Genomic DNA, 26387 nt, shown 5'->3' on the forward strand with positions numbered 1-26387 from the left:
CTCAGGGTCGCGTCCGGTTAACGAAAGTAAACGCTTCATTAACCTTAATGACGCTCTAGTGATCCCATCTCGTTCGCCGAGTCGGATCGCAGACGCAAATCAGGTCCGCACAAGCGACGAGGGGCAGTGTTGGGACTTAAGTTGGGGGTTCTATGAGCGTGAAGCATGTCGCGATGCTGATGGGTGGTTTTTCGTCGGAACGGCCGGTGAGCCTTTCGTCGGGCAACGCCTGCGCCGACGCGCTTGAGGCCGAGGGCTACCAGGTGACCCGCGTCGACGTGGGCCACGACATTGCAAGCGTGCTGGGCGAACTGAAGCCGGACGTCGCCTTCAATGCGCTGCACGGCCCCTTCGGCGAGGACGGCACCATCCAGGGCATCCTCGAATTTCTCGAAATCCCCTATACCCATTCCGGCGTGCTCGCCTCGGCACTCGCCATGGACAAGGCACAGGCGAAGATCATCGCCAAGGCGGCCGGCGTTCCGATCGCCGAACAGCGGCTGATGAACCGCTTCGATTTCACCTCCGCCCACCCGATGAAGCCGCCCTATGTGGTGAAGCCGGTGCGCGAGGGCTCGTCCTTCGGCGTCGTCATGGTCAAGGAAGACCAGTCGCATCCGCCGCAGATCATCACGTCCTCGGAATGGCGCTACGGCGACAGCGTCATGGTCGAGCGCTACATCTATGGCCGCGAGCTCACCTGCGGCGTTATGGGCGGTGTCGCGCTGGGCGTCACGGAAGTGGTGCCGCAGGGCCACGCCTTCTATGACTATGATTCCAAATATGTGAAAGGCGGCTCGAAACACGTCATCCCGGCGCAAATTTCACCGAATATTTACCAAAAAGTACAAACACTCTCCCTTAAGGCGCATCAAGCGATCGGGTGCCGTGGCGTCAGCCGTTCCGACTTCCGCTACGACGATCGATTCTCCGAGAATGGCGAGCTTGTATGGCTGGAGATCAACACCCAGCCAGGCATGACCCCTACCTCCCTGGTGCCCGAAATGGCCGTTCATGCCGGCCATTCCTTTGGTGAATTCTTGCGGTGGATGGTGGAGGACGCGTCGTGTTTGCGTTGAGCGTCAAGAAGAGCAGGGTGCGCCCCGTCGGACTTCCGGATACGGAAGCCGGTCGCGTGCTGCCGCGCCCGCTGCGCCGGATCGTGCGTTTCCTGGTCAGCCTCGCGGCCGGCCGCATCTATATCCCGAGCCACACCGGCAGCGTCGCGACCGCGCTCTTCCTCGGCGCCACGGGCCTCTACGGCATGTCGCTCGGCGGTCACTCGCAGGATGTCGCCCAGGCCTCCACGACGGCGATCGGCTTTGCCATCGAGGACGTCAAGGTTTCGGGCAACAGCGAGACCTCGGAAATAGACATTCTGGAACGCCTCGGCCTCGACGGCACGACCTCGCTGGTCGCGCTCGACGTCAATGAAGCGCGCAAGCAGCTGATCGAATTGCCCTGGGTCGAGGATGCCTCGGTCCGCAAGGTCTATCCGGGCACCATCGAGATCACGCTCAACGAGCGTGAAGCCTTCGGGATTTGGCAGCACGGCACCGACCTGTCGCTGATCGAGAAGAACGGCAGCGTGATCGCGCCGCTGCGCGACAACAAGTTTTCCACGCTGCCGCTTTTCGTCGGCCGCGATGCCGAGACGGCGGCGGCCGATTTCGCGGCCGAGTTCGATAGCTGGCCGGAAATCAAGGCGCGGGTGAAGGCCTATGTGCGGGTCGCCGGCCGCCGCTGGGATCTGCGCCTCGACAACGGCATCGTCGTGAAACTGCCGGAGCACAATGTGCCGCGCGCCATGGACGTGCTGGCGACGCTGGAAGCGGAGCAGGGGCTCTTGGAGCGGGATATCGCGGCGGTCGACCTGCGGTTGGAAGACCGCACGACGGTCCGTCTGACGGAAGGGGCGCTGGAACGTCGCAATGCGGCGGTCGAGCAGAGGGCAAAGGACCTGAAGAAGGCAGCGAAGCGCACATGAGCATTTTCGGTTCGTCCCATTTTGGCCTGCCGCGCCTGAAGCCGCTTTCCTCCAAGCGGGCGCATGTCGTTTCGGTCCTCGACATCGGCTCCACCAAGGTCGTCTGCATGATCGGCCGGCTGACGCCGCGCGCCGAGAGCGAGATCCTGCCCGGCCGCACGCACAATGTCGAAGTCATCGGCATCGGCCACCAGAAATCCCGCGGCGTGAAGAACGGCGTCATCACCGATCTCGATGCGGCCGAAAGCGTCGTGCGGCTCGCCGTCGATGCGGCCGAGCGCATGGCCGGCCTCACCATCGAAAGCCTGATCGTCAACGTCTCCGCCGGCCGCCTGCAGAGCGACGTCTACACCGCGACGATCGATCTCGGCGGCCAGGAAGTCGACGCGAACGACCTGCGCAAGGTGCTTGCGGTTGCCGGCCAGCAGTCGCTGCGCCAAGACCGCGCCATCCTGCACTCGCTGCCAACCGGCTTCTCGCTCGACGGCGAACGCGGCATCCGCGATCCGCTCTCCATGTTCGGCGACGTGCTCGGCGTCGACATGCATGTGCTGACCGCCGAACGCGCATCGCTGAAGAACCTCGAACTCTGCATCAACCGTGCGCACCTCTCCGTCGAGGGCATGGTTGCGACGCCCTATGCGAGCGGCCTTTCGGCGCTCGTCGACGACGAAGTCGAGCTCGGCTGCGCCTGCATCGACATGGGCGGCGGCACGACGACGATCTCGGTGTTCGCCGAAGGCAAGCTGGTGCATTCCGATGCGGTCTCGCTCGGCGGCCACCACGTCACCACGGATCTTGCGCGCGGTCTTTCGACCCGCATCGAGGATGCCGAACGCCTCAAGGTCGTGCACGGCTCGGCGCTGCCGAATGCCAGCGACGACCGCGACATCGTCACCGTCCCGCCGATCGGCGACGACGACCGCGACCAGCCGACCCATGTGCCGCGCGCGCTGCTGTCGCGCATCGTGCGTGCCCGCATCGAAGAGACCATCGAGCTCATCCGCGACCGCATCCAGCGCTCCGGCTTCTCGCCGATCGTCGGAAAACGCATCGTGCTGACGGGTGGCGCCAGCCAGCTTACCGGCCTGCCGGAAGTGGCCCGCCGCATCCTCGCCCGCAACGTCCGCATCGGCCGCCCGCTCGGCGTGTCCGGCCTGCCGACGGCGGCGAAGGGACCGGCCTTTTCGACGGCGGTCGGGCTGATGATCTATCCGCAGGTGGCGGAACTGGAAGAACACGCTGTGCAGGGCGGCATGCTCTCGCAGCTCACGGGTGGCAACGGCCGTATCGCCCGCATGGGCCAGTGGCTGAAGGAAAGTTTCTGACGGGTTTCCCGGCGGCGTAGTGCCGGGAAAGACCGACATCTGAGTTTTGGGAATAGACCGGCTGGGCGAAGCGGCCGGAAACGAAAGGAACACTGCAATGACTATCAAGCTCCAGAAGCCGGACATCACCGAGCTGAAGCCCCGCATCACCGTCTTCGGCGTCGGCGGCGGCGGCGGCAACGCCGTCAACAACATGATCACCGCGGGCCTGGAAGGCGTCGATTTCGTCGTTGCCAACACCGACGCCCAGGCGCTCACCATGACCAAGGCGACGCGGATCATCCAGATGGGTGTGGCCGTCACCGAAGGTCTCGGCGCCGGGTCGCAGCCGGAAGTCGGCCGCGCTGCCGCCGAAGAGTGCATCGATGAGATCATCGACCACCTGAACGGCACCCACATGTGCTTCGTCACCGCCGGCATGGGCGGCGGCACGGGTACGGGGGCAGCACCGGTCGTCGCCCAGGCCGCCCGCAACAAGGGCATCCTGACGGTCGGCGTCGTCACCAAGCCGTTCCACTTCGAAGGCGGCCGCCGCATGCGCCTTGCCGAAGAGGGCATCCAGGAACTGCAGAAGTCGGTCGACACCCTGATCGTCATCCCGAACCAGAACCTGTTCCGCATCGCCAACGACAAGACCACGTTCGCCGACGCCTTCGCGATGGCCGACCAGGTGCTCTATTCGGGCGTCGCCTGCATCACCGACCTGATGGTCAAGGAAGGCCTGATCAACCTCGACTTCGCCGACGTCCGTTCGGTGATGCGCGAGATGGGCCGCGCCATGATGGGCACGGGCGAAGCCTCGGGTGAAGGCCGCGCCATGGCCGCTGCCGAAGCCGCGATCGCCAACCCGCTGCTCGACGAAACCTCGATGAAGGGTGCGCAGGGCCTGCTGATCTCGATCACCGGTGGCCGTGACCTCACCCTCTTCGAAGTCGACGAAGCCGCAACCCGTATCCGCGAGGAAGTCGATCCGGACGCAAACATCATACTCGGCGCTACCTTCGATGAAGAGCTCGAAGGCCTGATCCGCGTTTCCGTTGTTGCAACCGGTATCGACCGCGCGGCCTCGGAGGTGGCTGCACGTAATGCTGACTTTCGCAACCTCAGCAAGCCGGTAGTTCGCCCGTCCGCCGCCGTTCCGGTCCAGGCCGTCGCACCGGCTCCCCAGCCGGTCGCCCAGCAGCCCGTCATGCAGCAGCCGGTCGTCCAGCAGCCGATGGTCGATCCGATCGCCGAAGCCATCCGCGCCTCGGAAGAGAGCCTCGAGCGCGAGCTTGCCATTCCGGTAAGCCGCCCGGCGCAGATGCAGCAGCCGGTCGCTTCCATCCAGGAAGAGCCGCGCCTGCAGAACCGCCTGTTCTCCGCCCCGGCCGAAACGCCGGTGCAGCGCCCGGTCCAGCAGCAGCCGGTGCAGCAGGCTCCGGTCATGCAGCAGCGCGTCGAGCCTGCCGCTCCGATCATCCGCCAGGAGCCGCAGACCATGCGCATGCCGAAGATCGAGGATTTTCCGCCGGTCGTGCAGGCAGAGATGGACCACCGTTCGGCCCAGCAGCCGGTCGCCTCGCACCACGAAGAGCGTGGTCCGATGGGCCTCTTGAAGCGCCTGACCTCGTCGCTCGGCCGTCATGAGGAAACGCAGGCCGCCCAGGAGCCCGCGGCACCCGCCCAGCAGCAGCGCCGCCCGCTCTCGCCGGAAGCCAGCCTCTACGCCCCGCGTCGCGGCCAGCTCGACGACCACGGCCGCGCCAACCCGCAGCCGCGTGCGCTCGGCGAGGACGACCAGCTGGAGATCCCGGCGTTCCTCCGTCGCCAGTCGAACTGAGGCCGCCCGCAGGGTCGTGTTACAGAATGCCCGGATTTAGGTCCGGGCATTTTCTATTGTGCTTTATCTTCAAGGGCTTGAGGGCTGAAGCAAGCGTAACAAAGCGAAAGAAACAGTGATTTGTCTGACACTGAGGGACCTACTACATTCAGCGTGGGCACAGGGGCCAGTCAGGAATCGGATCGTCGGCGCAAGCCGGAACGCACCAAATCACTCCAGACTTTCGGGCGAACTTTGTCGGTGGGCGCAACGCGCCCGGCCAAGGGTATCCTTGGGCCGTGAAATAAGATGTCGGCGAAGAATCAGCCGATAGTAAGACGAGGCGAATGCACATGACGATCGGTATGCTCGGTTTCCAGACGACGATTTCCCACCCGGTGACGATTGCCGGGACGGGCGTCCATTCCGGCGCAGCCGTGTCGATCACCTTCAACCCGGCCGAAGCCGACTTCGGCATCGTCTTCCAGCGCCAGCATGACGACGGCACGGTCAGCGAATATCGCGCGGTCTCCTCGCAGGTCGGCAACACGGATCTCTGCACGGTTCTCGGCTTCTCGCCGACCACGTCGATCGCCACGGTCGAGCATGTCATGGCCGCGCTCTATGCGCTCGGCCTCGACAATGTGCTGATCGAGGTGCACGGTGCCGAAATGCCGATCATGGACGGCAGCTCCGCGCCCTTCATCGACGCGATCGACCAGGTCGGTCTCATCCCGCTGTCGGTCAAGCGCCGCTACATCCGAATCATCAAGCCGGTTCGTGTCGAGGCAGGCGCCTCCTGGGCCGAGTTCTCGCCTTATGACGGCACGCGATTCGAAGTGGAGATCGATTTCGACTGCCCGCTGATCGGCCGCCAGGCCTGGAAGGGCGACCTGACGCCGCTGACCTTCCGCAACGAATTGTCGCGCGCCCGCACCTTCGGCTTCATGCGCGATGTGGAAAAGCTCTGGGCATCCGGCCATGCACTCGGCTCGTCGCTGGAAAATTCCGTCGTCATCTCCGACGACAACACGGTCATCAACGTCGAGGGCCTGCGCTACGCCAAGGACGAGTTCGTGCGCCACAAGACGCTCGACGCCGTGGGCGACCTGGCGCTTGCCGGCGCGCAGTTCATCGGCTGCTACCGCTCCTATCGCGGCGGCCACAAGATGAACGCCTATGCGCTGAAGGCGCTGCTCAGCGACCGCACCGCTTATGAAGTGGTCGAAGCGGCCGTCCCGCGCTCGCGCGCCGGACAGCGCGAACTGATCGCCGTCAACGCGCCGGAATTCGCCCCCTGGTCTCTTTGAAGCCAGTGGCCGGTTCCGGTTGCCGCTTTCCCGACACCTCCGCCATAAAAATGCGTTAATGCGCCGGCATGGCGTTGCGGTCTTCAGGCATTTGGAGATAGAACGCGGGGCGCGCGTGTGTCGGGCTGACCGCATGGGGCGCCGTTGAACTGGGATTATCACATGGTTGTTGCAGGGTCTGTTGGTGTGAAGAAGACGGCGCGCATTGTCTATCTTACGCTTTTCGCGGCGGGATCCTCCGTCGCTCTTTCCGCATGCCAGTCGGATCCGGACATCGACATCACGAAGCTTTCGGCAGAAACCGAATCTTCCGATACGCTCTACAATCAGGGCCTTGCCAACCTCAATGCCGGCAAGGTGACGGAGGCGGGCCGCAAGTTCGAGGCCGTCGACCGCCAGCATCCGTTCTCCGAACAGGCGCGCAAGGCGCTCGTCATGTCGGCCTTCACGAATTATCGCCAGGGCCGCAACGAAGAGGCGATCGCCGCCGGCAAGCGTTACCTCAATCTCTATCCGGGTTCGTCCGATGCGGCCTACGCGCAATATATCGTCGGCCTGGCCTATTGGAAGCAGATCCCGAGCGTGACGCAGGACCAGCGCGCCTCCGCGCAGACGCTGGAAGCCATGCAGGCCGTCGTCGAGAACTACCCCGATTCGGAATATGTCGAGGACGCGCAGACCAAGATCCGTTTCGCCCGCGACCAGCTCGCCGGCAAGGAAATGCAGGTCGGCCGCTACTATCTCGAACGCAAGGAATTCATCGCGGCTGCCAGCCGCTTCCGCGTGGTCGTCGAAAAGTACCCGATGACCAACCAGATCGAGGAAGCGCTCGCCCGTCTCGTCGAGACCTATTATGCAATGGGCGTTGAGACCGAGGCGCAGACCGCCGCCGCCGTGCTCGGCCATAACTATCCCGATAGCCAGTGGTATGCCGACAGCTACAAGCTGCTTCAGTCCAAGGGTCTGGAGCCGCGTGAAAACAGTGGGTCCTGGATTTCGCGTGCAGGCAAGAATCTGCTCGGCGTCTGACGCAAAAGAGATATGACAGGGCCATGCTGGCGCAGCTATCGATCCGCGATATCGTCCTGATCGAACGGCTCGACCTTGCGTTCGAGCCCGGTCTCTCCGTGCTGACGGGCGAGACGGGCGCGGGTAAATCCATCCTCCTCGACAGCCTTTCGCTGGCGCTCGGCGGGCGCGGCGATGGTTCGCTGGTGCGCCACGGTACGGAGCGCGGCCAGGTGACGGCCGTGTTCGACGTGCCGAACGCCCATGCCGCCCGGGCGCTTTTGCGCGACAACGGCATCGACGACGATGGCGACCTGATCTTCCGCCGCCAGCAATCCGCCGACGGCCGCACCAAGGCCTATGTCAACGACCAGCCGGTCTCCGTGCAGTTGATGCGCCAGGCCGGCCAGCTTCTCGTCGAAATCCACGGCCAGCACGACGATCGCGCGCTCGTCGATACGGATGCGCACCGCCTGCTGCTCGACGCCTTCGGCGGTCTTGGCGAGGCGGCGACCGAGGTCGGCACGCTCTACCATCGCTGGAAGGAGGCCGAGCGCACGCTGCGGCGCCACCGCGACAAGGTCGAGGCCGCCGCCCGCGAGGCCGATTACCTGCGCTCCTCCGTCGACGAACTGGAAGCGCTCTCGCCGCAGGACGGCGAGGAGGATGCGCTGGCGGAAGTGCGCGCCCGCATGATGAAGGCCGAGCGCATTGCCGGCGACATCAACGAGGCGAGCGAATTCCTGAACGGCCATGCCTCGCCCGTGCCGCTGATCGCCGCGCTCGTGCGCCGGCTGGAGCGCAAGAGCCACGAGGCGCCGGGCCTGCTGGAAGAAACCGTCGAGCTGCTCGACCAGGCGCTGAGCCAGCTTTCCGACGCGCAGATGGCCGTCGAGGCGGCTCTGCGCAAGACGGAATACGACCCGAAAGAACTGGAGCGCACGGAAGAACGCCTCTTTGCGCTGCGCGCCGCGGCGCGGAAATATTCCGTGCCCGTCACCGGCCTGCCGGCGCTTGCAGCGAAGATGATCGCCGATCTGGCCGACCTCGATGCCGGCGAGGAGAAGCTGGTGCAGCTCCAGGCGCGGCTCACCGAGATGCGCGCCGCCTTCGAGCTTGCCGCCCGTTCGCTTTCTGAAAAACGCCACCACACGGCCGAGGCGCTCGCCGCCGCCGTCATGGCGGAACTGCCGGCGCTGAAGCTGGAGCGCGCGCGCTTCACCGTCCAGATCGCCACCGATCCTGAAGGTGGTGCGGAGGAGGGGATCGACACGGTCGAATTCCACGTCCAGACCAACCCCGGCACGCGTCCGGGCCCCATCATGAAGGTCGCATCGGGCGGCGAACTGTCGCGTTTCCTGCTGGCGCTGAAGGTGGCGCTGGCCGACCGCGGTTCGGCCCCCACGCTGGTCTTCGACGAAATCGACACCGGTGTCGGCGGCGCCGTCGCCGATGCTATCGGCCAGCGCCTGAAGCGCCTTTCCGCAACAGTGCAGGTGCTCTCTGTCACCCACGCCCCCCAGGTCGCCGCGCGCGCGGCGACGCATCTGCTGATTTCCAAAGGCCCCGTCGAAGGCAGCGAGACCGTCGCCACCCGCGTCGCCCGCATGGACGACAGCGCCCGCACGGAAGAAATCGCCCGCATGCTCGCCGGCGCCTCGGTGACCGACGAGGCGAGGGCTGCGGCGGCGCGGTTGTTGTCCGGCGGCGTCTGAGCATCGCTCCCATCTTTCCTTTCGCCAAGTTTGCTCTAAAACGACTCCAAATCCGGAGCATGCCATGGCGAACGCGAAAACACCCGTCGAGACCCTGACCGAAGAAGAGGCTGCGGCCGAGCTGGCCTTTCTGGCGGCGGAGATCGCGCGCAATGACGAGCTCTATCACGGGCAGGATGCGCCTGAGATTTCGGATGCCGACTATGATGCGCTGAAGCGGCGCAACGAGGAGATCGAGGCGCGTTTTCCGGCGCTGGTGCGCGATGACAGCCCGTCGCGCCGGGTGGGTTCCGCACCGCTGCCGACCTTCGCGCCGATCACCCATTCCCGCCCGATGCTGTCGCTCGACAACACGTTTTCCGACGAGGACGTGCGCGATTTCGTCAATTCGGTCTACCGCTTCCTCGGCCGCCTGCCGGACGAATCGATCGCCTTTACCGCCGAGCCGAAGATCGACGGGCTTTCCATGTCGATCCGCTACGAGAACGGCCGGCTGGTCAGCGCCGCGACACGCGGCGACGGCACGACGGGCGAAAACGTCACGGCCAATGTGCTGACCATCGGCGAAATCCCCAACCGCCTGCCGGCCGGCGCGCCTGACGTCGTGGAGGTGCGCGGCGAAGTCTATATGGCCAAGAGCGACTTCCTGGCGCTGAACGAGAAGATGGCGGCGGACGGCAAGCAGACCTACGTCAACCCGCGCAACACCGCCGCAGGCTCGCTGCGCCAGCTCGATGCCACGGTGACGGCGAGCCGCAGGCTGCGCTTCTTCGCCTATGCCTGGGGCGAGATGTCGGCTATGCCGGCCGATACGCAATATGGCATGATCGAGGTGCTGAAATCCTGGGGTTTCCCCGTCAATCCGATGACGAAGCGGCTGTCGCGCGTGGATGATATCATCGCGCATTACCGCGAGATCGGCCTTGCCCGCCCGGATCTCGACTACGACATCGACGGCGTCGTCTACAAGGTGGACGAGTTGGCGCTGCAGGAGCGGCTCGGTTTCCGCTCCCGGTCGCCGCGCTGGGCGACCGCGCATAAATTCCCGGCCGAGCAGGCCTTCACCACCGTGGAGAAGATCGACATCCAGGTGGGCCGCACCGGCGCGCTGACGCCCGTCGCGCGGCTCACGCCCGTTACCGTCGGTGGCGTGGTCGTCACCAATGCGACGCTGCACAACGCCGACTATATCGAGGGCATCGGCAATAGCGGCGAGCGTATCCGTGCCGAGGGGCACGATATCCGCATCGGCGACACCGTCATCGTGCAGCGCGCGGGCGACGTGATCCCGCAGGTGCTGGACGTGGTGATGGAAAAGCGGCCGGCCGATGCCGTCGCCTACGAATTCCCGAAAACCTGCCCGGTCTGCGGCAGTCACGCGGTGCGCGAGCGCAACGAAAAGACGGGCCGGCTCGATTCGGTCACGCGCTGCACCGGCGGCTTCGTCTGCCGCGCGCAGGCGGTGGAGCATCTCAAGCATTTCGTCTCGCGCAACGCCTTCGATATCGAGGGGCTGGGCTCGAAGCAGATCGACTTCTTCTTCGAGGCGGAGGACCCGTCGCTGACGATCCGCACCGCGCCTGATATTTTTACGCTGGAAAAGCGGCAGGCGGATTCGCTCACCAAGCTCGAAAACATCGACGGCTTCGGCAAGGTGAGCGTGCGCAAACTCTACGACGCCATCGATGCGCGCCGGTCGATTTCCCTCAACCGCTTCATCTACGCGCTCGGCATCCGCCATGTCGGCGAGACGAATGCCAAGCTTCTGGCGCGTGCCTACGGCACGTATGCCGCTTTCGCGGAAGCGATGACGGCGTCCGTCTCGCTCTCGGGCGAGGCCTGGAGCGAGCTCAACAGCATCGACGGCATCGGCGAGGTTGTCGCCCGGGCGATGGTGGAGTTCTACAAGGAGCCGCGCAATCTCGACGTGATCGGCCGGCTGTTGCAGGAGGTGACGCCGGAGGCTGCCGAAGCGGTGGTCGTCACCTCAAGCCCGGTCGCCGGCAAGACGGTGGTGTTCACCGGCTCGCTGGAGAAGATGACGCGTGACGAGGCGAAGGCGATGGCCGAGCGGCTGGGCGCCAAGGTGGCGGGCTCGGTGTCCAAGAAGACCGATCTCGTGGTGGCAGGACCGGGCGCCGGCTCCAAGCTCGACAAGGCGAAGGAATTCAATGTCGAGGTGATCGACGAGGACGGCTGGTTCGAGCGGATCAAATCCTAATTCTGGGGGACAGTGACGGTCGAGCCGCGCACGAGGAAGCGGCCGTCGAAGGTCATCGGCACGCCCTGGCCTGCATTGTAGTCGAGCGTGCCGCCAAGATAGGCGTGCATGTGCAGGTGCGGTTCGGTCGAGTTGCCGGAATTGCCGACGCGGCCGAGCGCCTCGCCTTCGCTGACGATGGAACCGGCCGCGACCGCAATCGAGCCCTTGCGGAAATGCGCGAGCAGGATGCGCGCCGTGCCGCAGGCGAGGATGACGTGGTTGCCGGCCGGCTGCTCGGTGTTGGTTTCGAAGATGCGGTTGTCGTCGACGCCGTCATGGATCGAGATTGCGACGCCGGTGCACGGGCTTTTCACCTCCCGGTCGAAGATCTCGTAGTCGGACAGCTCTTTCGGCATCAGCCCATCGGCGCGGGCGCCAAAGCCGTTGAGCGCGACGATATCGAGCGCGAAGCGCTGGCTCTGGTCGGCGTGGTGGTTGTTGATCGCCGTGGCGCTGCCGCCCTGGCCGATATAGTAGTGGCCGGCGGCAAAGGGGAAGGCGAGCTCCACGGCGCTATCCTGATAGCCGTAGCCCGACAGCGCGCGGGCGGTGAGCGCCAGGAAGAACACCGCCATCGCCGCGGTAAAACCATGCGCGCGCATCGTCGAGGGCGAGCGGTTCCAGTCGCGGCCGCGCAGGCGCTGGTAGGAGAGGGCGGCGCAGGCGGTGAAGGCGACCGGCAGCAGGATCGCCAGCGTGGTGCTCAGAAAATCCCAGCGGCCGATGACGGGGATGAAGGCGAAATAGGATGCGCCGTAGAGCACGCGCATGATCCAGCCCAGCCTGTCGGGCGGGCGCGGCAGCCATAGCCATAGAAGAAAGAAGGCTGGCAGGAGGACCTGCGTCGTCAGCAGGATGAGAAGGGGCATTTCCATGGTTCGAGCCTTGCGGGATCTGCCATGCCCTTTTCTCGCGGGCGGACACGGACGGTTGCCTCCTGCTCAATCCATCGGGGCGAAATTGGTTCCACCTTGCCGGCCACCGTCCACAGCTTGTCGTTGACTTACGGATCGGTATATCCCGCCGGACGGATATCGAGCGTGCGGCCGGCCGGATCGGCCTGGAACAGGATGGCGCCGGTCGCTTTCGATTCGGCTGCGACATAGTCGAAGACGACATGGTTTTCCTCGATCACCCTGTCGCCCTCCGTCAGCCGGCCGATGACAGTGACGGCCGCGGCGGTGGTGGTCGCGGTATTGTAGATGTCGAAGGTGACGCGGTGGCCGGTCGCGGCCTTTTCCGTCGTCAGCACGGTGATGGAGAGGTCCGGCGGCGTCGCCTCGCGGGTAAAGGCCTCCCAGCCAAGCCAGCCGAGCATGCCGGCGATGAGCACGGCGGAGACGAGGCCGGTCAGCCATTCGATCCAGTGCGGATCGTGGCGTTCCTGGTGGCGGCCCTTTTCGGTCTTCGTCATGGTCGCCTCACAGGATGAGCCGCGCGGCGGCAGCGCCGAGCGAAGCGGGAAAACCGAGCACGATGACGGAGAGCATGATCTCGACGGCGGAACTGTCGCCGAGGCGCTCGAAGATCCACAGCGTGAAGACGCTGATCGACAGCGCGATGACATAGCCCGGTAAGGTGAAGCGCACGAAGGCGTGCCACCAGGGGGTTTCCGGCGAGAGTTCGTGCCCGCCGGTAAAGGACACCGCATAGACGAAGCCGTGCATGAGCGCGATGGAGAGGACGGTGACCACGATGGCGTGCCAGATCGTCATCTTGTAGGCGAGCACCATCATCTCGTCGGTCGGCGCGATGTTGAGCGAGAGGAAGAGCGCGCCTGCTCCCATCATCAGGAGTTCGGCGGGGTAGCGCGTTTCCTTCGCGTCGTCGCTGTCCTTGTCGTCGTCATGGCCGAGCTGGCTGCGGCCGAGCATGGCGCCGATGCTGGCGGGCACCGATTGCAGCGCGACCTTGCCGACGAGTTCGCTTGCCGGCATGCCGCCTTTCAGCAGGCCTAGCGCCGACAGCACGACGAGGCTGGTGAGAATGCCGATGCCATAGGCGATGATCGCGTCGCGGAACGCCTCGCGCCAGGTGAAGGTCTCCTCGAAGCCGATGCGATGGGCGAGCAGCACGAGCAGGGGAATGTTGATGAGGAGAAGCAGCAGCAGGCGTTCGCGCGCCATATAGAAGCCGAGATACCACATTTCCATGGTCATCAGCATGGGCAGCGCCAGGAACAGCGCGCCGGCGACGCCGCGGCCGAGGCCGGTCACGAAGCGGCTGAATTCACTTCTCTCGTCCCGGGCGGATGCCGCTTCGCCTGCCATTCAAAAAACCCCCCACGCAAAAGCGCGAGGGTAACGCGGCGCGGTCATGATAGTTCCGCGCCGCCGAAGGCCGTCAGGAGTAATCCGGCTTCTTTGCCTTGGGCTTGCGCGGGGCGCCGTCCGGCTTGGCGAATTTTTCATCGCGTTTGCCCTTGAAGGGCTTTGCACCGGTGAAGGGTTTTGCCGGCTTCTTGCTGTCGCCGTCGCGGTCCTTCCAGTGCGGCTTGGCGGCGGCACCCGCCGGCTTGTCGCCGTCACGCTTCTCGAAACGCGGCTTCTTGTCGAATTCGCCCTTCGGCTTCCAGTCGGGGCGGCGCTCCGGCTTGTCGTAGCGCGGGTTCTTCTCGCCGGGCATGCGCTCATAGGGCTGTGGGGTGAGATCCGGCTGGCCGTCGAGCTTCGTCACGCGGATGCCGCGCTCCAGCATGCTGGTCGGGCCGAGATGGCCGAGGAAACCATCGGCGGCGGCGGCGGAGAGTTCCACGAAGGTCTCTTCCGGCTGCATCTTGATCGCGCCGATCTCGTTCTTGGTGATGTTGCCGTTGCGGCAGAGCATCGGGATCAGCCAGCGCGGCTCGGCGCGCTGCTTGCGGCCGACCGAGACGGAAATCCAGACGCTGGAGCCAAAACCGTCGCGCGGGCGCTTGGTTTCGGCCGGGATGAAATCGTTGCCGCGTTCGCGCGGCTTGCGCTGTTCGAGCGAGACCTCGATCAGGTCTTCCGGCGCCGAACGGCCGGCCTTGAAGAAGCGGGCGACGGCGGCGGCAAGCTGTTTCGCATCGTAGCGCGCGACGAGAGCGTCGATGGTTTCGATCTCGTCTTCGCCGATCTTGTCGGTCAGCGTCGGGTCGGCGAGCAGGCGCTCGTCGTCGCGGCGCAGGATGTCCTCGGCCGAGGGCGGGGTTGCCCAGTTCGCCTTGAGGTTGGCAATCTGGAGCAGGCGCTCGGCCTTGCGGCGCGCGCTCAGCGGCACGATGAGGGCGCTGACGCCCTTGCGGCCGGCGCGGCCGGTGCGGCCCGAACGGTGCAGCAGCGTGTCCGGGTTGGTCGGCAGGTCGGCATGGATGACCAGTTCGAGGTTCGGCAGGTCGATGCCGCGGGCCGCGACGTCGGTCGCGATGCAGACGCGGGCGCGGCCGTCACGCATCGCCTGGAGCGCGTGGGTGCGTTCGTTCTGGCTGAGTTCGCCCGACAGCGCCACGACCGAGAAGCCGCGATTGTTGAAGCGCGCGGTGAGGTGGTTCACCGCGGCACGCGTCGAACAGAAAACGATGGCGTTCTGGGCATCGTAGAAGCGCAGAACGTTGATGATGGCGTTCTCGCGGTCGGAGGGCGCCACGAGCAGGGCGCGATAGTCGATGTCGACATGCTGCTCGCGTTCGGCGGCGGTCGAGATGCGCATCGCGTTGCGCTGGTAGTTTTTCGCAAGGGCCGCGATTTCCTTCGGCACGGTGGCCGAGAACATCAGCGTGCGGCGATCTTCGGGTGCAGCTTCGAGGATGAATTCGAGGTCCTCGCGGAAACCGAGGTCGAGCATCTCATCGGCTTCGTCGAGCACGACGGCGCGGATGGCGCTCAAGTCGAGGTTGCCGCGGGTGATGTGGTCGCGCAGGCGGCCGGGCGTGCCGACGATGATGTGCGCGCCGCGCTCAAGCACGCGGCGTTCGGTGCGCATGTCCATGCCGCCGACGCAGGAGGCCATGACGGCGCCGGTCATCTCGTAGAGCCAGTCCAGTTCGCGGTTGACCTGCATGGCGAGTTCGCGGGTCGGCGCGATGACGAGGGCGAGCGGGCTTGCGGCGCGCTCGAAGCGTTCCGCGCCGCCGAGCAGCGTGGGCGCGAGCGCCAGGCCGAAGGCCACGGTCTTGCCGGAGCCGGTCTGCGCGGAGACCAGCGCGTCGGCGTCACTGAGCTTGGGGTCGGAGACGGCGATCTGGACGGGCGTCAACGTGGTGTAGCCGCGTTTTTCCAACGCCTTTGCCATCGCCGGAGCGAGGCCTTCAAAACTTGTCATCTAGGGTCTTTCGGAATTCGGGTTCCGCGACGGACTGGCGTCGCACTCTCAGCCCATCCGTGACGGGCGTGTGGTGCGCTCTCTACCGGCGATTGGCCGAAATGTACAGTGCGCAAAACGCAACGCTGCCCAGCGGGTCGGCGGATCGCCGGCAAAGGTGTTTGCCGATTGTCTTTTTGCGCTGCACAAGATAGAAAACGGCGCCCCCTCAAGATGGTCCGGAAGAGACCGCGCGGGGCATCGCCTGCGGGAGAGGGCGAGAGCAAGGAGGAGCCGCCGATGCAGACGTTCACCACCATCGCGGATTTGCGCGCGGCCCTTGCGCCGCACCGGCTCGACGGCCGCACCATCGGCCTCGTGCCCACCATGGGCTATCTTCATGTCGGCCATATGGAGCTCGCCCGCCGGGCGCGCGCCGAAAACGACATCGTCGTCGCCACCATTTTCGTCAATCCGCTGCAGTTCGGCGCCAACGAGGATCTGGCGCGTTATCCGCGCGATCTCGCCCGCGACCAGGCGATGCTGGAAGCCGAGGGCGTGCACTATCTTTTCGCGCCCGGCGTGGCGGACATGTATCCGCGGCCGATGGAGACGGTGGTCGACGTGCCGAAGCTCGGCGCCGAGCTGGAAGGCTCCGTGCGCCCCGGCCATTTCGCCGGCGTCGCGACGGTCGTGACGAAACTCTTCAACATTGCAGGCCCTGACCGCGCCTATTTCGGCGAGAAGGATTTCCAGCAGCTCACCATCATCCGCCGCATGGCCGAGGACCTCGCCCAGCCCGTCGAGGTGATCGGCGTGCCGACGGTGCGCGAGGCCGACGGGCTCGCCTGTTCGTCGCGCAATGTCTATCTTTCTCCGGAGGAACGCGCCGCCGCCGCCATCGTACCGCGGGCGCTCAACGAGGCCGAACGGCTGATCGCCACCGGCGAAACGGATGCGGCGCGGGTGGAGGAGGCTGTCACCGCCTTCCTGCGCGCCGAGCCCTTGGCCAGGCCCGAAGTGGTTGCGCTACGCGACCCGGAAACGCTGGCCGCTATAGACGGAATCGGTGAAAAGCCGGTTCTTTTGTTGCTTTTCGTGCGCTTCGGGAGCACGAAACTCCTCGACAACCGGGTCATCGACCCGAAAAACGTGAAAATTGCAAAGGTAGCGTGACATGAGCGTACACACTGCGAAACGCCGTCTGGCGCCCGCCGACATCCGCGCCCTCAAGGGTGACCGCCCCATCGTCAGCCTCACCGCCTATACGACGCCGGTCGCCAAGCTCATGGATCCGCATGTCGATTTCATGCTGGTCGGCGACAGCCTCGGCATGGTGCTCTACGGGCTGGATTCGACCGTCGGCGTGACGATCGAGATGATGATCGCCCACGGCCAGGCCGTCATGCGTGGCTCCTCCAATGCCTGCGTCGTCGTCGACCTGCCGTTCGGCTCCTACCAGCAGTCGAAGGAACAGGCCTTCGCCACGGCCGCGCGCGTGCTGAAGGAAACCGGCTGTTCGGCGATCAAGCTGGAAGGCGGCGCGGAAATGGCCGAGACGGTGGATTTCCTCACCCAGCGCGGCATTCCGGTGCTCGGCCATGTCGGCCTGATGCCGCAGCTCATCAACACGACGGGCGGCTATCGCTCGCTCGGCCGCAATGACAAGGAAGTCGAGAAGATCCGCCGGGATGCCGCGGCCATCGACGATGCCGGCGCCTTCGCCATCGTCATCGAGGGCACCGTGGAGCCGCTGGCGCGCGAAATTACCGGCAAGGTCAAGGCCCCGACCATCGGCATCGGCGCTTCGCCGGAATGCGACGGTCAAGTGCTGGTGGTCGACGACGTGCTCGGCATCTTCACCGATTTCAAGCCGCGCTTCGTCAAGCATTTCGCCAACCTGGCCCCGGTCATGAGCGAAGCCTTCGCGACCTATGCCGCGGAGGTGAAGGCGCGCAGCTTCCCCGGTCCCGAGCACACGTTTCAGCTCAAAAAGAGCTGATCTCAGCGCCGCTTTGTAGAACCTCTCCTCCGTCATCCTCGGGCTTGACCCGAGGACACCTGCGGCACGCCTTGAATTCGTGGCGTGGATCCTCGGGTCAAGCCCGAGGATGACGGAGGAGAGTGAGCTGGCATCCATCAGCGCCAGGCTGAAAACGGCGTTGAATGATCAACGGCGCTGAACGGTCCATCAGTCATATTGGTTTGCGGGTGGGCCGTTGCTGCTCTATGGCTTCGCCATTGCAACATTGAGCAGACCCATGACCCCCGCCACGAAAGAAGAAATCCGCGACGCCTTCCGGCGTGGCAGTGCCGTCGCAATCGCCGCCGCCCCGTTCGCCGTGCTGTTCGGCGCCGTCGCCGTCGATAACGGCCTGACGATCGCGGAAGCGGCGCTGATGAGCGCCACGCTTTATGCCGGGGCGAGCCAGCTCGTCGGCGTCGAGCTCTTCAACCATCATGTGGCGCCGTGGCTGGTGGTGCTGTCGATCTTCGCCGTCAACTTCCGCCATGTGCTCTATTCGGCGGCGATCGCTGCGCATATCCGGCATCTCACTTTCTGGCAGAAGGCGACGTCGCTGTTCCTGCTGACCGACCCGCAGTTCGCCGAAACCGAGCGGCGGGCCGATTCCGGCATCCGCGTCAGCTATATCTGGTCCATGGTGCTTGGCCTCAGCGTCTATGTGCCCTGGCTCTGCCTCACCATTATCGGGGGCTTCCTCGGCAACCTGATCGGCGATCCCAAGGCGATCGGCATCGACGTGCTGTTGCCCATCTATTTCATGGGCCTCGTTCTGGGCTTCCGCAGCCGGGCGAACTGGCTGCCGGTGGTGCTCGCCTCGGGCGCGGGCTCGATCCTGGCGCTGCATTTCGTCGGTTCGCCCTGGCATGTCAGCCTCGGGGCGCTTGCCGGCATCCTCGTTGCGGCCGTGCTGCCGCTCGAGGGCAAGGAGGCCGCGACCCTCGGCGAGACCGCGGAAGGGGAGGCGTGAACATGGAAACGTTCTTTCACACGCAGACGCTGCTGATCATCGCCGCCGGCGCCATCGCCACCTATCTCACGCGCATCGGCGGTTATGTCTTCATCACGCGCATGAAGCGTATCCCGCCGCGCGTCGAGGCGGCGCTGAATGCCGTTCCGGCGGCCGTGCTCACCACGCTGGTGGCGCCGGCTGCCGTAACGGGTGGACTCGACGTGAGCCTCACCCTGCTCGTCGCGCTGGTGGTGGGCCTGCGCCTCTCCGTCCTGCCGATGCTGGCGATCGGCTGGATCGTCGTGATGACTCTGCGTCACGTCATCGGCTGATCACTGCCGTCGCCTGTTCGAGCCAGCGTTTCGTTGCGTCATCCGACAGCAGCGGCAGGAGCTTTTCGCGCGTTTCGACGTGATAGGCGTTGAGCCAGGCGAGTTCCTCGTCCGTCAGTAACGATGCGACCACGAGGCGGCGGTCGATCGGGCAGAAGGTCAGCGTCTCGAAGCTGAGCATGTCGAGATCGCCGCCCTCGACGGGGGCTGCCGGCAAGATGTGGATCAGGTTCTCGATGCGGATGCCGAAGGCGCCGGGGCGGTAATAGCCGGGCTCGTTCGACAGGATCATGCCGGCGAGAAGCTCCTGCGTCGACAGCCGCGCGATGCGCTGTGGGCCCTCGTGCACCGAGAGGTAGGAGCCGACGCCGTGGCCGGTGCCATGGGCGAAATCGGCGCCCGCCTTCCACAGTGCGATGCGGGCCAGCGGATCGAGGTCGCAGCCGCGCGAGCCCTTCGGGAACCGGGCGGTGCTAATCGCGATCATGCCCTTCAGCACCAGCGTGAAGAAGCGCTTCTGTTCCTCCGGCACCGCGCCGGTCGCCACCGTGCGGGTGATGTCAGTCGTGCCGTTGATATATTGCGCGCCGGAATCGATGAGGAACAGCGTGCCCGGTTCAAGGGTCGAGTCCGTTTCGGTCGTCACGCGGTAGTGCATGATGGCGGCATGTGCGCCGGCGCCGGCGATCGTGTCGAAGGAGACGTCCTTCAGCGGGTTCTGCTGGCGCTCGCCGACATTGCGGCGCACCTCTTCCAGTTTCCTGGTCACGGCGATTTCGGTCTGCGAGCCCGGCGTCGTGCTGTCCAGCCATGCCAGGAACTCGACCATGGCAGCACCATCCTGCAGATGCGCGCGCGCCGAGCCCTGAAGCTCGACGGCATTCTTGCAGGCGCGGGGCAGGCGGGCGGGATCGACCGCCTCGACCAGCGTGCCGCCCTTGGCGCGCACGATCTCGGCGAGCGCGAAGGGCGCCTGGTCGGGATCGATGAGGATGCGTTTTCCCTCTGCCGCCAGCGCCGCGATGCGTTCGTCGAACTGCGAGGGCGCGACAAGGTCGGCGAGCTGGGTGAGATAGGCTTCCTGCTCGATGCCGGTCTTGCGCTTGTCGAGGAAGAGCTGCGGTCGGCCGTTTGCCGGGATGATGGCGCGGGCGAGCGGATGCGGCGTGTGCGGCACGTCGCTGCCGCGGATGTTGAAGATCCAGGCGATTGAGGAGGGGTCGGTGACGGCCAGCGCGTCGGCGCCGGCTTTGGCGGTGGCTTCCGCCATCTTCACGAGTTTATCGCGGGCGAGTTCGCCGGCCTGGTCGATGGCCTGGATGGTGACGCGGCCGAGCGGTTCGGCCGGGCGGCCGGTCCAGGCCTTGTCGAGCGGATTGTGCGGCAGGAAGACGAGCGTGCCGCCGAGGCCCGCTAGCGCCTTTTCCAGCCGGCGCACGTCCGCACCGGTATGCAGCCACGGGTCGATGCCGAGCCGAAAACCCTTCGGTGCGTGGTTTTGCAGCCAGAGATGCGGCGGCTCGCCGACGAGGTCGCCGCCGGTGAAGACGCCGCCGTCCACCTGTTCGGCAAGCTGGGTGACGTAGCGGCCATCGACGAAGACGATCGCCTGGCCGCGCATGACGAGGGCGACGCCGGCCGAGCCGGTAAAACCCGTCAGCCAGGACAGACGCTCGGCCGAGGCCGGCACGTATTCGCCCTGGTATTCGTCGGCGCGCGGCACGAGGAAACCGTCAATGCCGAGCGCGTCGAAGGAGGCGCGCAGCGCATCCGCGCGTTCGCGGCCGAACTGGGGCGTGGAGGTGACGTCGAAACTCTGGAACATGGGGGACTTCCGGTAAGGCGATGAATCGTGCCGGCAATCTAGCCGATCGTTCCCCCGCGTCAAAGGCGGGAAAGGTATCGTTCCAGCACGGCGCGGGTGAGGCGCTGGTTGTTGCGATACCAGTCGTCATCGGTGAAGAAGACGGGTTCGCCCGCATCCCAGCCGCTCATCGAAAAATCCGACTGGCGGGCGAAGAAGGCGACGAACTCCGCTTCGATCGCCCATTCGGCAATCGGCGTGCCGAAATAGACGCCGCCATCCTGCACATCCGCCAGCATCACGCCGCCTTCGGTGCGGATGAGGCCCTGACCGCAGAAATCGCGGTGAAAATCGTAGATCACGCCGTGGTTCGGCTGTTCCTGCATCAGCTTGCGCCAGATGCGCTCGGCCAGCGGCGCGCCGAGCGGTTTTTTGTCCAGCGCATCGCGCAAGGATTCCGAAACGCGACGGCGGTCTTCCTCCGAACGCGTCGTGCTTTCAATGGCCTGCGGGTTGCGGCGGGCCTGGATGGTGGCGCGGATCGCGATCCAGAGCACGAAGACGATGACGGCGAGCGCGATGAGCGGGATGATGGTCGCAGCCATGGTCAGAGGGGTCCGTCCGTGGTTTGAAGAGGTCTTGGATTGGACTTATGCATCTTGCGCATGGCACCTATTCCACAAAGGCTCTGTCGCGATTTTCTGAATCGATTATAAGCAGCGCCAACGGAGCGAACTTAAAACGCGCTTCAAGCGAAACGAAGTGAAAGTTCCTCCAGTCCTTCGAATCGCAAAAAGCTAGGTGTTCCGATCAGGCGTCTTGCCGGTCACTCCTCCTCCCTCCTCCGGGAAGGCGCTCGGAACACATAGGCCCGCTTGAGCGCTCCTCCTCCTCAAGCTCGCGGGCATGGCCGGTTCGCCGGTCCATAGGCGGTGCCTCTGGCACCGCCTTTTTCTTTTCCCGCTTCAGCGACGATCGAGATGGATCGTCACCCAGCCTTCGCGCCAGATGGTGCGCACATGGCGCAGGCCGGCGCCGTTATAGGCCGCCAGCACCTTCCAGCGCTGCGAGGCCAAGATGCCCGACAGGATAACGTCGCCGCCCGGCGCGAGCTGCGCGGCAAGCTGCGGCGCCATGCGCATCAGCGGGCGGGCGAGGATGTTGGCGATGATCAGGTCGAAGGGGCCGTGGCGGCCGAAGGCGGTGGAGTGGAAGCCCGGCGCGGTTTCCAGCGCGATGCCGGAAGCGATGCCATTGAGGCGGACGTTTTCGCACGCGACGCGGGTGGCGATCGGGTCGATGTCGGTGGCGAGCACCTGGACGGGGCCGAGCTTGCGCGCGGCGATCGCCAGCACGCCGCTGCCTGTCCCAAGGTCAAGCACGCGCCTGACTCTGCGGGACCGCATCACGTCGGAGATGACCTCAAGGCAGCCCGCCGTCGTGCCGTGATGGCCGGTGCCGAAGGCCTGGCCGGCGTCGATCTCGATGGCGATCTCGCCGGCGCGCACCTTGCCGCGGTCATGCGAGCCGTGCACCACGAAGCGGGCGGCGCGCACGGGCTTCAGCCCTTCCAGCGACTTGGCGATCCAGTCGATGTCCGGCAGTTCCTCGCGCTGGATTTCGGCATCGGGGAAATCGGCGGCCAGCAGGGCCGCAAAGCGCGCGTGGATGTCCGCCTCGTCCGGGCGGAACATATAGATGGACGCTTCCCAGATGTCCCGCTTCTCGTCGATCTCCATCGTCGCGATGGCGTAGCCTTCTTCCTCGAAGGCGTCGGTCATCAGCGAGAGTGCGGCATCGGCCAGCTTCTCGGTCGTGGTGATGTAGAGGCGGATTTCGCTCACGGCTGGGGTCCCTGTTGTCAGGGCTCCGCCTAGCATGTCCGAAAGCCGAGGGCAAAGGCGGATCGCCCGCCGCGCCGCTTATCCCTTGATGAGGTTCGCGAGCTTCTGTTCGGCGACGTCGGCATTCTCGCCATACGCGATCGTGCCGGTGAAGCGGCCGGTCGAGTCGAGCAGGAAGACGGATGCGGTATGGTCCATCGTGTAGTCGCCATCCGGCTTCTTTTCGTCGAGCGGCACCTTGCGATAGTAGACGCGGAAACCCTTGACCATCTCCAGAACCTTTTCCGGCGGGCCGGAAATGCCGGTGATGCGCTTGGAGACGTTGCCGACATACTGGCCGATCAGTTCCGGCGTATCGCGCTCGGGATCGACGGTGATGAAATAGGCCTGCATCTTCGATCCGTCCGGATCGACCTTGCTCAGCCAGCCGTTCAGCTCGAACAGCGTGGTCGGGCAGACCTCCGGGCAATGGGTGAAACCGAAGAACAGGGCGGTCGGCTTGCCGGTGAAGGCCTTTTCGCTGATCGGCTTGCCATCCTGCGCGACGAGCGTGAAGGGCACGCCGAACGGGCCGCCCGTCACCTCGTTCTTCGCGCCGGTCATTTCCAGCGTCAGCCAGCCGAGCAGCGCGGCGACGAGGGCGACGGCGATCCAGAGTACGAGGCGCAGGGTCTTCATGGCAGTCCTTCGATGGGGCTATGTCGGCAGGTGTTCGCCGGTGTCATAGTCCTTCGCCGGGGCGGGAGCAAAGGCGCCAATTGCCGCAACGGGAAATGCTCGCGGGATTGTGATCAGAAGCACCAGGCCATGCCGGATTCCGCAAGGCTCAGGAAGATCGCCGAGCCATGCTCCAGCCAGCCGGCAAAGGCGGCGGTGGCGGCCATGACGCCAAGGCCGAGCGCGACGAGCGCAGCGGGCAGGGCGATATATCGGCTGGTGGTCTTTTCCATGCGCGCGAGTATAGCGTGAAACGGCAGGTTTTGGAACCGCTCCCCCTCACGCAACGTGTGGTAATCCGGCTGATCGGAATCTATCAATTTTTACTAAAATACAGGTTCCCGCACTCAATCCTTAGCCATTGTTTAATCTCTCTTTGTCACGGTCCGGATACGCATAAGGGCCGGAATCGGTCCATCGGGCATGATGTCCATCGACCGCGGGAGACGGCGAGGAAGCGTATTTCACCCAGGATCCAGAAGGGATGCCGCGGCGAGGGCCGGGCTCGATCGGGCGAACCGCATCATGTCTCACGAAATTTCAGCGAAGGGCCGGACCCTTTCCGTCAGTTCCCGTCTTGCGACGCTCGGCGCCGCCGCTTTCCTCGGCTTCGGCGCGATGCTCGCCGCCGGCTGGTACGGCGGCACGACGATCCGCGCGGCCTCCGAGGCCGCCGTCTCCATCCAGAATCACGTTGATGTTGTGGAGGCCATGCGGCTTGCCAATGTCGATCTGGTGCTCGTCGCAATGGACAGCATCATCGATCGCGACGAGAAAGCCATCCAGCCGGCGCGGCTGGAAACCATCGCCGCATCGCTGAAGACGCTGAAAGATGGTGTGGAGGGGGCTAAGGCCTTGGCCGTAGAGCTCGGCAAGCCGGCCGCTCTCGATTCGTTTACGGGCGATCTGCAGCAGATCGAAACCGCGATAGCCGTTGATCTCAAGAAGATGATCGAGGAAGGCGCGCCGATCGAAGCCTTCGCGGCGATCGACGACGCCATCGACAGCGGCGGCGAGCGCATGACGACGGTGCTCGGCGCACTGGCCGAGGAAGGCTCGGCGCTGCTTCAGGCGCGCGTCAATGATGCGCAGCATGCCTCGTCGACATCCATCCAGTACCAGATCGCCATCGGCCTTTTCGGCATGATCACGCTGCTCGGCCTGATCGTCTATCACGGCAACATGCTGCGCCGGGGCATCTTCGCCGTGCGCGACAGCATGCAGCGGATTCTTTCCGGCGACCTCAACACCGCCGTCGCTGCCACCGAACGGGGCGACGAGATCGGCGAGATGGCGCGCTCCGCGGAAGCCTTCCGCCACGCCGCCGTCGAAAAGCGCGCGCTGGAACAGGCGAACGAAGAGACCCGTGCGAAGATCGAGACCGAGCGGCACGGCCGCGAGGCCGTCGCCCGCGACGACGAGCAGCAGGTCAAGGTGGCCGTCGAGGCGCTCGGCCGCGGCCTCAACCGTCTGTCGGACGGTGACCTGACGGTCGTTCTCCTCGATCCCTTCCGCGCCGATCTCGAGCAGTTGCGCAGCGACTTCAACAACACCGTCGAGCGCCTGCGCAATGTCATGGCCGAGGTGAAGGACAATACCGGCTCCATCCAGTCGAACAGCGGGCAGATGCGTGCTGCCGCCGACGACCTCGCGCGCCGGACCGAACAGCAGGCCGCCTCGCTGGAGGAAACCTCCGCGGCGCTCGAAGAGATCATGACCACCGTGCGCACCGCGACGGCGCGGGCGGAAGAAGCCGGCCAGATGGTCGATTCGACCAAGGCGAGCGCGGTGGAATCCGAGCGCATCGTCAGCGACGCCATGGCGGCCATGCAGCGCATCGAAGGCGCATCCAGCGAGATCGGCAAGATCATCAACGTCATCGACGAGATCGCCTTCCAGACCAACCTCTTGGCGCTGAATGCCGGTGTTGAAGCCGCCCGTGCGGGCGAGGCCGGCAAGGGCTTTGCGGTCGTGGCGCAGGAGGTGCGTGAACTCGCCCAGCGCGCGGCCGGTGCGGCCAAGGACATCAAGAGCCTCGTCACGCGCTCCTCGGAAGAGGTGAAGACGGGCTCCCGCCTGGTGCAGGCGACCGGTGAGTCGCTCGGCCGCATCGGCGGTGACGTGCTGCGCATCCACGAGCACATGAGTTCGATCGTCACCGCCGCGCGCGAACAGACGAGCGGCCTCCAGGAAATCAACGTCGCCGTCACCCAGATGGACCAGGTGACGCAGCAGAACGCCGCCATGGTCGAGGAGACCAATGCGGCAAGCCATACGCTGGCCCAGGACGCGGAAAACCTCTCGCGCCTCGTCGGCCAGTTCCAGATCCGCGAGGGCGCACGCGCCTCCGTCGGTAGCCCGAGGGCGGTCTCCACCGCCTCCCGTCCCGCCCCGTCCCCGGCAAGAAACCTTGTCTCCAAGGTTGCCGGAGCATTCAGCAGCAGTGCAGCGTCCAGAGGCAATGCCCAGGCCGCCGCCGAGAACTGGGAAGAGTTCTGATCATGTCTAACGCCATCAAACAGTCCGGCGCCTTTCTCGAAATCGTCTCCTTTCACTTAGGGGAACAGGAATTCTGCATCGACATCATGGCCATCCGCGAAATCCGCGGCTGGGCACCGGTGACGCCGATGCCGCATACGCCGCCCTACGTGCTCGGCCTCATCAACCTGCGCGGTGCCGTTATTCCGGTCATCGACATGGCCTGCCGCCTCGGCATGAAGATGACGGAGCCGTCCGAGCGTTCCGCCATCATCGTCACCGACATTGCCGGCAAGCTGGTCGGCCTGCTGGTCGAGCAGGTCTCCGACATGATGACCATCAAGAGCGAGGACCTTCAGCCGGCGCCGGAAATCATTCCGGAAGCCCAGCGCGCCTTCTGCCGCGGCATCGTTGCGCTGGAAAAGTCGATGGTCTGCTTCCTCAACCTCGACACCGTCATCGCCGACGAACTCGCCCAGGCCGCCTGATCGGGGCTAGGGAAGTATCTCGGGCCTCATGCACCCGACCGTTTTTCGGTCGGGTGCTTTTGCATGTCGGCAAG

The 26387-nt window shown here is 65.2% G+C and carries 23 protein-coding genes; 14 read left to right on the forward strand and 9 right to left on the reverse strand.

The window, feature by feature from the left end; translation table 11 throughout:
* Positions 1-152: 152 nt before the first annotated feature.
* The 8 genes from J2Y63_RS22930 to ligA all read left to right on the forward strand — a co-directional run bounded on the left by J2Y63_RS22930 (position 153) and on the right by ligA (position 11370).
* Positions 153-1079 (forward strand): D-alanine--D-alanine ligase, encoded by a 927-nt coding sequence (locus J2Y63_RS22930; protein ID WP_435267961.1) that lies wholly within the window; start codon positions 153-155, stop codon positions 1077-1079.
* Positions 1067-1987, forward strand: coding sequence for a cell division protein FtsQ/DivIB (locus J2Y63_RS22935; RefSeq protein ID WP_435267962.1), 921 nt, complete (start codon positions 1067-1069; stop codon positions 1985-1987). The genes J2Y63_RS22930 and J2Y63_RS22935 overlap by 13 nt, the downstream gene beginning before the upstream one ends.
* Entirely contained in the window at positions 1984-3315 is a 1332-nt protein-coding gene (gene ftsA / locus J2Y63_RS22940; protein WP_256117143.1) for a cell division protein FtsA, read from the forward strand. Before J2Y63_RS22935 ends, ftsA begins: the two co-directional genes overlap by 4 nt.
* Positions 3316-3412: 97 nt before the next feature.
* Positions 3413-5137: a cell division protein FtsZ gene (ftsZ, locus tag J2Y63_RS22945; protein WP_435267963.1), complete on the forward strand. Its 1725-nt coding sequence runs from the start codon at positions 3413-3415 to the stop codon at positions 5135-5137.
* A 332-nt stretch (positions 5138-5469) separates the two neighbouring features.
* Positions 5470-6426, forward strand: a complete 957-nt coding sequence (gene lpxC / locus J2Y63_RS22950) for a UDP-3-O-acyl-N-acetylglucosamine deacetylase (protein ID WP_256117141.1) — start codon at positions 5470-5472, stop codon at positions 6424-6426.
* Positions 6427-6588: 162 nt separating this feature from the next.
* Positions 6589-7455: an outer membrane protein assembly factor BamD gene (locus J2Y63_RS22955; protein WP_256117140.1), complete on the forward strand. Its 867-nt coding sequence runs from the start codon at positions 6589-6591 to the stop codon at positions 7453-7455.
* A gap of 23 nt (positions 7456-7478) precedes the next feature.
* Positions 7479-9149 carry a DNA repair protein RecN gene (gene recN, locus J2Y63_RS22960; RefSeq protein ID WP_435267964.1) on the forward strand — a complete coding sequence of 557 codons (1671 nt, stop codon included), beginning with the start codon at positions 7479-7481 and terminating at the stop codon, positions 9147-9149.
* 64 nt (positions 9150-9213) lie between these two features.
* Entirely contained in the window at positions 9214-11370 is a 2157-nt protein-coding gene (gene ligA, locus J2Y63_RS22965) for an NAD-dependent DNA ligase LigA (protein WP_435267965.1), read from the forward strand.
* Here ligA and J2Y63_RS22970 read toward each other — a convergent pair.
* The 4 genes from J2Y63_RS22970 to J2Y63_RS22985 form a co-directional block, all read right to left on the reverse strand.
* Positions 11367-12287: a M23 family metallopeptidase gene (locus J2Y63_RS22970; RefSeq protein WP_435267966.1), complete on the reverse strand. Its 921-nt coding sequence runs from the start codon at positions 12285-12287 to the stop codon at positions 11367-11369. The two genes, ligA and J2Y63_RS22970, sit on opposite strands and share 4 nt — an antisense overlap.
* A gap of 128 nt (positions 12288-12415) precedes the next feature.
* Positions 12416-12826 carry a TIGR02588 family protein gene (locus J2Y63_RS22975; protein WP_435267967.1) on the reverse strand — a complete coding sequence of 137 codons (411 nt, stop codon included), beginning with the start codon at positions 12824-12826 and terminating at the stop codon, positions 12416-12418.
* 7 nt (positions 12827-12833) lie between these two features.
* Entirely contained in the window at positions 12834-13682 is an 849-nt protein-coding gene (locus tag J2Y63_RS22980; protein WP_435267968.1) for a TIGR02587 family membrane protein, read from the reverse strand.
* Positions 13683-13755: 73 nt separating this feature from the next.
* Entirely contained in the window at positions 13756-15696 is a 1941-nt protein-coding gene (locus J2Y63_RS22985) for a DEAD/DEAH box helicase (RefSeq protein WP_435267969.1), read from the reverse strand.
* A gap of 279 nt (positions 15697-15975) precedes the next feature.
* Here J2Y63_RS22985 and panC point away from each other — a divergent pair, with 279 nt between their 5' ends.
* The 4 genes from panC to J2Y63_RS23005 all read left to right on the forward strand — a co-directional run bounded on the left by panC (position 15976) and on the right by J2Y63_RS23005 (position 18982).
* Positions 15976-16851, forward strand: coding sequence for a pantoate--beta-alanine ligase (panC, locus tag J2Y63_RS22990; protein ID WP_435267970.1), 876 nt, complete (start codon positions 15976-15978; stop codon positions 16849-16851).
* Between the two features lies 1 nt (position 16852).
* Complete coding sequence (gene panB, locus J2Y63_RS22995; protein ID WP_435267971.1) at positions 16853-17677, forward strand: 3-methyl-2-oxobutanoate hydroxymethyltransferase; 825 nt, start codon at positions 16853-16855, stop codon at positions 17675-17677.
* A 259-nt stretch (positions 17678-17936) separates the two neighbouring features.
* Positions 17937-18668, forward strand: a complete 732-nt coding sequence (locus J2Y63_RS23000) for an AzlC family ABC transporter permease (RefSeq protein WP_435267972.1) — start codon at positions 17937-17939, stop codon at positions 18666-18668.
* 2 nt (positions 18669-18670) lie between these two features.
* Positions 18671-18982 carry an AzlD family protein gene (locus J2Y63_RS23005; protein WP_256117121.1) on the forward strand — a complete coding sequence of 104 codons (312 nt, stop codon included), beginning with the start codon at positions 18671-18673 and terminating at the stop codon, positions 18980-18982.
* Here J2Y63_RS23005 and J2Y63_RS23010 read toward each other — a convergent pair.
* From J2Y63_RS23010 to J2Y63_RS23030, 5 genes are all read right to left on the reverse strand, one after another.
* Complete coding sequence (locus J2Y63_RS23010) at positions 18972-20807, reverse strand: aminopeptidase P family protein (protein WP_435267973.1); 1836 nt, start codon at positions 20805-20807, stop codon at positions 18972-18974. The two genes, J2Y63_RS23005 and J2Y63_RS23010, sit on opposite strands and share 11 nt — an antisense overlap.
* Positions 20808-20866: 59 nt before the next feature.
* A complete protein-coding gene (locus J2Y63_RS23015; RefSeq protein ID WP_435267974.1) occupies positions 20867-21391 on the reverse strand; it encodes a hypothetical protein in 525 nt (174 codons plus the stop codon).
* A gap of 360 nt (positions 21392-21751) precedes the next feature.
* A complete protein-coding gene (locus J2Y63_RS23020; protein WP_435267975.1) occupies positions 21752-22630 on the reverse strand; it encodes a 50S ribosomal protein L11 methyltransferase in 879 nt (292 codons plus the stop codon).
* Positions 22631-22708: 78 nt separating this feature from the next.
* On the reverse strand, positions 22709-23308 hold the full coding sequence (locus J2Y63_RS23025) for an SCO family protein (RefSeq protein WP_435267976.1): 600 nt from the start codon (positions 23306-23308) through the stop codon (positions 22709-22711).
* A 113-nt stretch (positions 23309-23421) separates the two neighbouring features.
* A complete protein-coding gene (locus J2Y63_RS23030) occupies positions 23422-23580 on the reverse strand; it encodes a hypothetical protein (RefSeq protein ID WP_435267977.1) in 159 nt (52 codons plus the stop codon).
* 292 nt (positions 23581-23872) lie between these two features.
* On the opposite strand from J2Y63_RS23030, the gene J2Y63_RS23035 reads away from it, so the two are divergent.
* Positions 23873-25846 carry a methyl-accepting chemotaxis protein gene (locus tag J2Y63_RS23035; protein WP_435267978.1) on the forward strand — a complete coding sequence of 658 codons (1974 nt, stop codon included), beginning with the start codon at positions 23873-23875 and terminating at the stop codon, positions 25844-25846.
* Positions 25847-25848: 2 nt separating this feature from the next.
* The gene (locus J2Y63_RS23040) at positions 25849-26313 is read left to right on the forward strand and encodes a chemotaxis protein CheW (protein WP_256117111.1); all 465 of its coding nucleotides are present in this window, start codon (positions 25849-25851) and stop codon (positions 26311-26313) included.
* Positions 26314-26387: the final 74 nt, after the last annotated feature.

The sequence above is a fragment of the Shinella sp. BE166 genome, from assembly GCF_051201095.1.
Classification (GTDB): domain Bacteria; phylum Pseudomonadota; class Alphaproteobacteria; order Rhizobiales; family Rhizobiaceae; genus Shinella; species Shinella lacus.